Below are 6,535 nucleotides of genomic sequence, written 5' to 3'. Positions count from 1 at the left end.
AGGAACAAGCTATTAGCTAGAATATTTGCAACAATAAAACGACAAACTCCATATGTAAATACAATGAAATTTGTCGCTTAAAAAAAATCTAAATTTTACTTGATTTAATCATAGAATACGGGGTGCAAAAGCTCGTAACACTTATGCATAAAAAACCAGTTACATCTCTGCAACTGGTTCTTAATGTTTATTTTCTTACTCTTACTGCCAAGCTGTAACGGCACTCGAAAGGATTCGAGCGCAAGCGGGGTCGGGTCTATTTACCAAAATTACTAATAGGTTCTAAAGGAATCTTAGGTAATTCAAATATTTCTTTTTTTATTTCTAATTCTTCTATTTTTATAGCTGTACTTGTTGATTTAAATTGAGGAGTGTCCATTACTATTTTTAATGGAATAGATTTTGAATTTTCAACATAAGTATACCAATTTCCAAAAAGATGATTAGTATAGTGATCAGGATTGATAGGGTATTTTGAGTTATAATAATATTTATATATGCTTTGACTTGTCTTCATCATAATCTCATCACATTTAATTCCCAAAATAACTTCCTTATCTTTAGTTATCTTAAGATCTATTACTTTTTCACCTTCAATATCACCATTACTCCAGTATAGTACATTTTTCATAGAAAACTTACTATAAAATTTATTGTCATCACTTCTGTATACCTGAAATTGGTTGAGTTTACCATTAAAAATATTTTTATAATATCCTTTGTCAATAATATATTCTTGAACTGTCCCCATTAAAGAGCTAAGTTGTTCATTAGTAAGATCTTTAGTTTTACTTTCATAACTATTCTCATATGTTATCTTTCCTTCAAAACTTTGTCCTAAAACAATGATGCTTGTAAAAAGAAATATTGTTAATATATGCTTTTTCATTAATTTATTTTCTTATTAAACTGTAATTCACTATAGTTTGGATTATTGATAGAATATTTTACTTCAAACTTATCTCCTACACTGACTTCATTGATTTTTATTTTATTAGAAACACTTTCACTTCCTTCAAGAAACTGCCCTTTTACTTTATAATTATAATTTACATAATATCCTCGATTCATAATACGATACTTTTTTGTAATCGTACCAGTTGTTAAACCTGAGGAATCTTCTAATTCATTATTTTCTTGAATATTATGAAATAACCCATAACAGAAAATCATTAAGATTATTGAAACCAAAATCCATAATGATTTATTTCCTCTTTTATTTTTGTTTTTCAATTGTTTCTATTGTTTTTTCCGCTGCGACTGTAGATGCTGTACCTTCTGCTGTCCCAACGATTGTTTTAACGGTGTCCTCACTTAATTGGCCTACCGTATTGTTTAAAGCTTGCGTAGTAGCTTGTGCCTCTTTTGCTGCAGTAAAACTGGTAAATGATTCACTTACTGATTTTGCTTTAGAACCTTGTGCGGCTTTTTTTCCTCCATTAAAAACTATATTATTTGCCTTGTCTAGGTTTTTTGATGCCGCTTTTACATTTGATTTTGCTGTTTTAACAGCAGCATCACTTGAGGCGTTAACAACACCTTTTGCCAATTTATCACCTCCTTCTGCTCCTATAACTCCTATGGCTGTATCTACTACTAAGCCTGTAACTGTTTTATTACTCCCCTCTGTACCAATAACATCTGTATCACCACTTCCATTAACATCAATAGCAGCTTTTACAACTTCTGTTGCTACTCGAACTCCAATTCGTCTAACAGCACTTGCTCCAAGGGTTACTGCTCCTTCTACAGCTGCTAATCCTACATCTGCAAAATCAACATTATTGAATGCTGCATCTTCAAGAGATTGTCCCTTTGCTAAATTTACTGTTACCTGAACAGCATATTCTGAAACAGCCCCAATAACCGCTCCTAAACACCAAGGGCAATTCCCGTCAGGATCATTCAAAGATATTGGAGAATTCCAACTATAAGCATAAGTGGATTTATCTACTTGCATAACATCGTCAGCAAGAGCATCTATGACAAACCATCTACCTAATGTAGGGTCATAGTTTCTTGCACCATAATCTAATGTAGCTAAACCAAACTCGTCATTTTCTTCTTTACCGTTATATCCATAGTTATGACTTCTACCTCGTAGTGTATTATTAAATCCTTTCATTTGAAGTCCAAAAGGATAATAATTCTTCTCTTCCACTATCTCAGAAGTACTTATAGAGCCATTACCATCTGCATCTTTATAGGATAATCTAATATTCCCTAAATGATCAACATATTGATATACATAATCAAACCCATTACTATTGTTAGGTTCTGCATATCCTTCAGAAGTGCTTAGGTACTGAAGTTGTCCATTTCTATAAACGTAATTACCAGTGTATTCAGTTACGTAAAAAAATAAACTCTGTACCCTTTTTTCTATCGGTTGGTTGCTACAAAGCAAAAAATAAGAACGTTCTTTCTATCATCATCATTATTACTTGGCTAAAATAGTAAAATACTAATTGCCTGTCCATTTATCCAATACTTCTTTTATCCACCCTAATGTCTCTAATGGATAAAATATAATTAGCAATATGAACATTATTATTGCTAAACCATGCCACCACTTTTTGAACTTAATTTCTATTCTTTCGATTTTTATTCTCATAATAATATCATTTACTGTATGTATCGTTTTGTTGGTATTTCTGGGTTAAGTGATTTGGTATGTTTTGCTATAAAAAGTACAGTAAAAAGCCATGTAGATTTAAGCAAAAAATATCCTTATCAACATTAATCTGTTGACTTAACTATATATTATTTAATTAGTGTTTATTTGGATTTAACCCTTTGACCCTTAAGGAGCTACTGCAAAGATAAAGAGAAGGTTTCAAGTAATAAATTGTATTAAAAATTTTCAATAGGATCTATGTCAACCCTTGCCATCACTTGTCCCAAGCTATGTTTACATAATTGGTAGTTATAGCCGCTCTTCGCATACTCAGGGTCTATAACGCAACTATGTAAAATAGCCGCGCACCGACTGCTAACATTGAAGATTTTGATTTCTAATGAGCTATTTTTACGGAAGGTATTATAATACTATACCTCTATTATCGCCTCGTAGACGTGATTTGGGCGAGTTTGGGGACATTTTAGGTAATTTTCTGTGTTTTTCAAGACTTTGAGCTAGTTTGTGTGACGTTCAATCGCCACTATGGCTAGTACTTCCAAAGCGGAACAGCCCAACGGCATCAGCCTATCACTATTCCGCTTTGGAAGCATTTTTATTCTTAAAGTAAGCTATACAAGCTTCAGCAACTTTTGTTATAGGAAGGACTTGCAATAATGAAGTCAATAGTTTACGTATTGTATTTATTTTTTTATCTGGCATCATCCATAACAAAACTACCAGAACTACAAAAAATATCATGTACATTAAAGTTTTGTCCATATTCTAATTTTATTTTGAGTTTTATAATTCTAATTATTAAGCAAAGTAAATAATTAAATAATCACCTGACAAACAGGTTGTTAACAACTCCATTTTCTTGTTAATAAACCACTATTTTCTATCGTATAATTCTACATTTAGATTAAAGTGGAAGCTGCAAAGGATCGAGTGGCTGACCTTCCACTTTAATCTAAATGATAGCCATCTGGCGACTGAAGATAACTGCGTGTACGCAAAAACAAAGGCGTAGCCAAAGCGTAGTGGAGCAACCGACACACAAAAGGTAACGTAGTGGTTTTGTGTGCCAGACGATTTTTATGTTTTCCGATTTATCCAATATTAACTTCAACATAAAAATTGGCTAGGTTGCGACTAAGCGGCGTAGCCCATGTAGTAGCGGTTTTGCTTAATTTAATTCATAGCGATAGCGTTCCTTATAGTTTTTAAGCAAAAAAGTAGCTACGGGTGATGGAGGAACAGAACAAGGCTATTTGTTTGTAGTGGAGACTGACGACCGAAGGTGAGGAAGTTGGAACGGTATGGAACAAGTGCTATTTTCAGCACTTGTGGAATAACAAAAAATAGCTTGTGGCGTGACGAAGGAACACCTTATAACAGTTTATGGGCAAAGCATTTTTCTTGCTGCGCCCATAATAATGATTCGACCAAAGGGAGTCACTTGGCTATTTTATTGGTTTTTGCTTTGATGCTTTAAAGTAAATCAACTCGATTACTTTTTTACGAGGTTTTAATCGATAGATAATATAATTGTGTTTGCTTATCACTGCCCTTCGAACATATTTATGTTTTCCTGTGACTGGGTATATTAAAGGAGTTCTTTTTACCTGTGATTTAAAATCCTCGATGTTTTGTTCTAAGGTTAGTATTTCTTTTGATGTCCAATGGGTTTCAAGATATTCCAAAACTTCATCTAAACCTTCTAAAGCTTTGGGCGTCCAAACAATTTTTAATGCCATTTCTTAAAACGCTTCATTGCTTCCTGATCTTCTACATATTCTTCTATATCTGCTTGAGCAATTCCGATTTCTATATCTTTTTGTTCTTGCTCACTTAAATCATACCACCAGTCTGTTTGTTCTTCTTCAAAAACCTTCTTTAGTTTGGCAAGTAAAGATTCTTTTTGGGTTTGGAGCAATAAATGCATTAACTCTAATTTCGTGCTCTCAATATTCATTACATTCATTTTTACATTCATAACAAAGATAACTTTTAATAATTTAATTAATTTATTCAATTTAATATTGCAAAGATTTATTTAACTCAACGGATGGAACTGATTAATAGCTTCATGCAAGCTTTCTAAGTTGTCCTGTTTATACGATTCTGTAGATAAAATATGTCTGTGACCTGCCATTTGCTGTACTTTTCTGATGTTGTATTGTCCTAACCAATTGACGATTACACTAGCTCTGATATGAGTATTGTTTGTCACTTTTTGATTGTAGGTTTTTAGCTTTTTTAAGATCGGATGTAGGATAGTATGGAACTGGGGTGTATTAAGTGGGAACAGCTTTTCATCATGACTACCTATATGATCTTGTATGATAGGTCGTACTTCTTCGATGTATTCTTTGAGTTCTATAATCTGCCAAGGTTTTAATTCTAGTTTTCGCCATGCATTTTTTCTTGTACTTGGGATGTAAATTGTTCCCTTGCGCAAGTCTACGTGTTCAACTTCTAACGATTTAAAATTATTACTCAATAAACCCTGGTACACTAATAATCCAACAACTACCTTATTACGCTTTGCAGTAGCTCTGTAGTAAAAATTATCCTTCCAGATTTTATCAGTTTCATAGCTATAAAACAGATCTTCGAGTTCATCACTGGTCAGTAAATTATGGAACACTTTTTTGCGTTCTCCTCTCACTTTTAGATCGTCTGCAATATTATCTGTTCTGTATCCTTCTTCTATCAGATACGTACAGTAATGTTTGATTGCCCAGATATGCTTGTTGATAGTTTCAGGTTTGTTCGTAGTTTTTAAGTGAGTGATATAGTTGAGTAATTGTCGATAGGTTAGTCTTTGAGGGTTAGTGCGTTTAGTTTTACACCATTGTTTCAGCTTATCAATATTGTAAACATTGGTTTTGATAGTTCTTTCACTATGATTAAGCTCTTCTAAATATGTGTAATAATCTTTCATAATAATTCAAGTAAGTGGGTATAGATTTGCGTGGATTTTAAGGAGCTATGTCCTAAAAACTGTTGTATGTCTTCGATCTTCATGCCTTGTTGTAATAAATGAGTAGCAATACTATGTCTAAGACAATGTGGAGTGATGTGTTTCTCTCTTAAGATCTCATCATCAACTAGGGTTAATAAATGTTGTAACCTTCTACTTAAATTCTGGCCATGTAATCGATCTCCGTATTTATTGATAAACAAAGCTTCTGTACTATGACTGCCCGTATACATTGGTCTGGCTTCGAAGACATAGTCTTCAAGTATGATTATACCGTGCTTGTTAATGGGTACATATCGCTCTTTGTAATTTTTTCCTTTGCGTACAAGTACTCGTCCTGCATCAAAAAGGATATCTCTTACATCAAGGCTAATGGCTTCCGTTCTTCGTAAACCACAACTATATAACACTACAAGTATGGCCTTGTCTCGTAATCGTGTTCGTTCATGTTTACTGCTATAACTAGTGACTTCAAAAAGGTCTTTGACCTCTGATTGGGTAAGGATATCTTTGATAGCACTTTCACTTTTTTCTAATCGAAGATGTACTTTAAAGGTTCTAGCTCCTTGCTTTTGTAAATACTCCCTGAACTTTCTAAGGGCATTTTGATGTTTGTTAAGATAGGCTTTGCTTAACCCTCCTCCTTTACGTTGGTTACTTCGTTCTCCTAAGTATTTGTAGTATGCTTTAACAGTATCAAGAGTAATCTGCTCTAAGCGTTGGATGTTATGCTCTTCTAACCAATGGAAGAACTCTCGTATAAATATGGGAGTATAATAAACAGTCTTTTCGTTATAGCCTAAAATATCTAACCATTGCTCAAAATCAGACAATAGTAGCCTATAGCTATCATTTTGTAGCTTTAGTTTTTTCATACGGTATGTGTTTTTTGTGATGCTGTAGCGCAGTACAGATAATAAACTGGCTTT

The 6,535-nt window shown here is 33.3% G+C and carries 8 protein-coding genes; all 8 read right to left on the bottom strand.

What is annotated here, in order from left to right:
* Positions 1-256: 256 nt before the first annotated feature.
* The 8 genes from AWE51_RS25970 to AWE51_RS25935 all read right to left on the bottom strand — a co-directional run bounded on the left by AWE51_RS25970 (position 257) and on the right by AWE51_RS25935 (position 6,481).
* Positions 257-889, bottom strand: coding sequence for a hypothetical protein (locus AWE51_RS25970; RefSeq protein WP_066320347.1), 633 nt, complete (start codon positions 887-889; stop codon positions 257-259).
* Positions 889-1,233, bottom strand: coding sequence for a hypothetical protein (locus tag AWE51_RS25965; protein ID WP_066320346.1), 345 nt, complete (start codon positions 1,231-1,233; stop codon positions 889-891). Before AWE51_RS25965 ends, AWE51_RS25970 begins: the two co-directional genes overlap by 1 nt.
* Positions 1,217-2,407 carry an RHS repeat-associated core domain-containing protein gene (locus AWE51_RS25960; protein ID WP_066320344.1) on the bottom strand — a complete coding sequence of 397 codons (1,191 nt, stop codon included), beginning with the start codon at positions 2,405-2,407 and terminating at the stop codon, positions 1,217-1,219. Before AWE51_RS25960 ends, AWE51_RS25965 begins: the two co-directional genes overlap by 17 nt.
* A 57-nt stretch (positions 2,408-2,464) precedes the next feature.
* On the bottom strand, positions 2,465-2,614 hold the full coding sequence (locus tag AWE51_RS26815; RefSeq protein ID WP_157766241.1) for a hypothetical protein: 150 nt from the start codon (positions 2,612-2,614) through the stop codon (positions 2,465-2,467).
* A 1,469-nt stretch (positions 2,615-4,083) separates the two neighbouring features.
* Positions 4,084-4,377 carry a type II toxin-antitoxin system RelE/ParE family toxin gene (locus AWE51_RS25950; RefSeq protein ID WP_066320339.1) on the bottom strand — a complete coding sequence of 98 codons (294 nt, stop codon included), beginning with the start codon at positions 4,375-4,377 and terminating at the stop codon, positions 4,084-4,086.
* Positions 4,368-4,616: a hypothetical protein gene (locus AWE51_RS25945; RefSeq protein ID WP_232517458.1), complete on the bottom strand. Its 249-nt coding sequence runs from the start codon at positions 4,614-4,616 to the stop codon at positions 4,368-4,370. The genes AWE51_RS25950 and AWE51_RS25945 overlap by 10 nt, the downstream gene beginning before the upstream one ends.
* A gap of 60 nt (positions 4,617-4,676) precedes the next feature.
* Positions 4,677-5,567 carry a tyrosine-type recombinase/integrase gene (locus AWE51_RS25940; protein WP_066320338.1) on the bottom strand — a complete coding sequence of 297 codons (891 nt, stop codon included), beginning with the start codon at positions 5,565-5,567 and terminating at the stop codon, positions 4,677-4,679.
* The gene (locus tag AWE51_RS25935) at positions 5,564-6,481 is read right to left on the bottom strand and encodes a tyrosine-type recombinase/integrase (RefSeq protein ID WP_066320337.1); all 918 of its coding nucleotides are present in this window, start codon (positions 6,479-6,481) and stop codon (positions 5,564-5,566) included. The genes AWE51_RS25940 and AWE51_RS25935 overlap by 4 nt, the downstream gene beginning before the upstream one ends.
* Between the last annotated feature and the right edge of the window lie 54 nt (positions 6,482-6,535).

The sequence above is a fragment of the Aquimarina aggregata genome (genome assembly GCF_001632745.1).
Lineage (GTDB): Bacteria > Bacteroidota > Bacteroidia > Flavobacteriales > Flavobacteriaceae > Aquimarina > Aquimarina aggregata.
The sequence above is the reverse complement of the archived record's forward strand: the minus strand, read 5'-3'. Positions and strand labels throughout refer to the sequence as shown.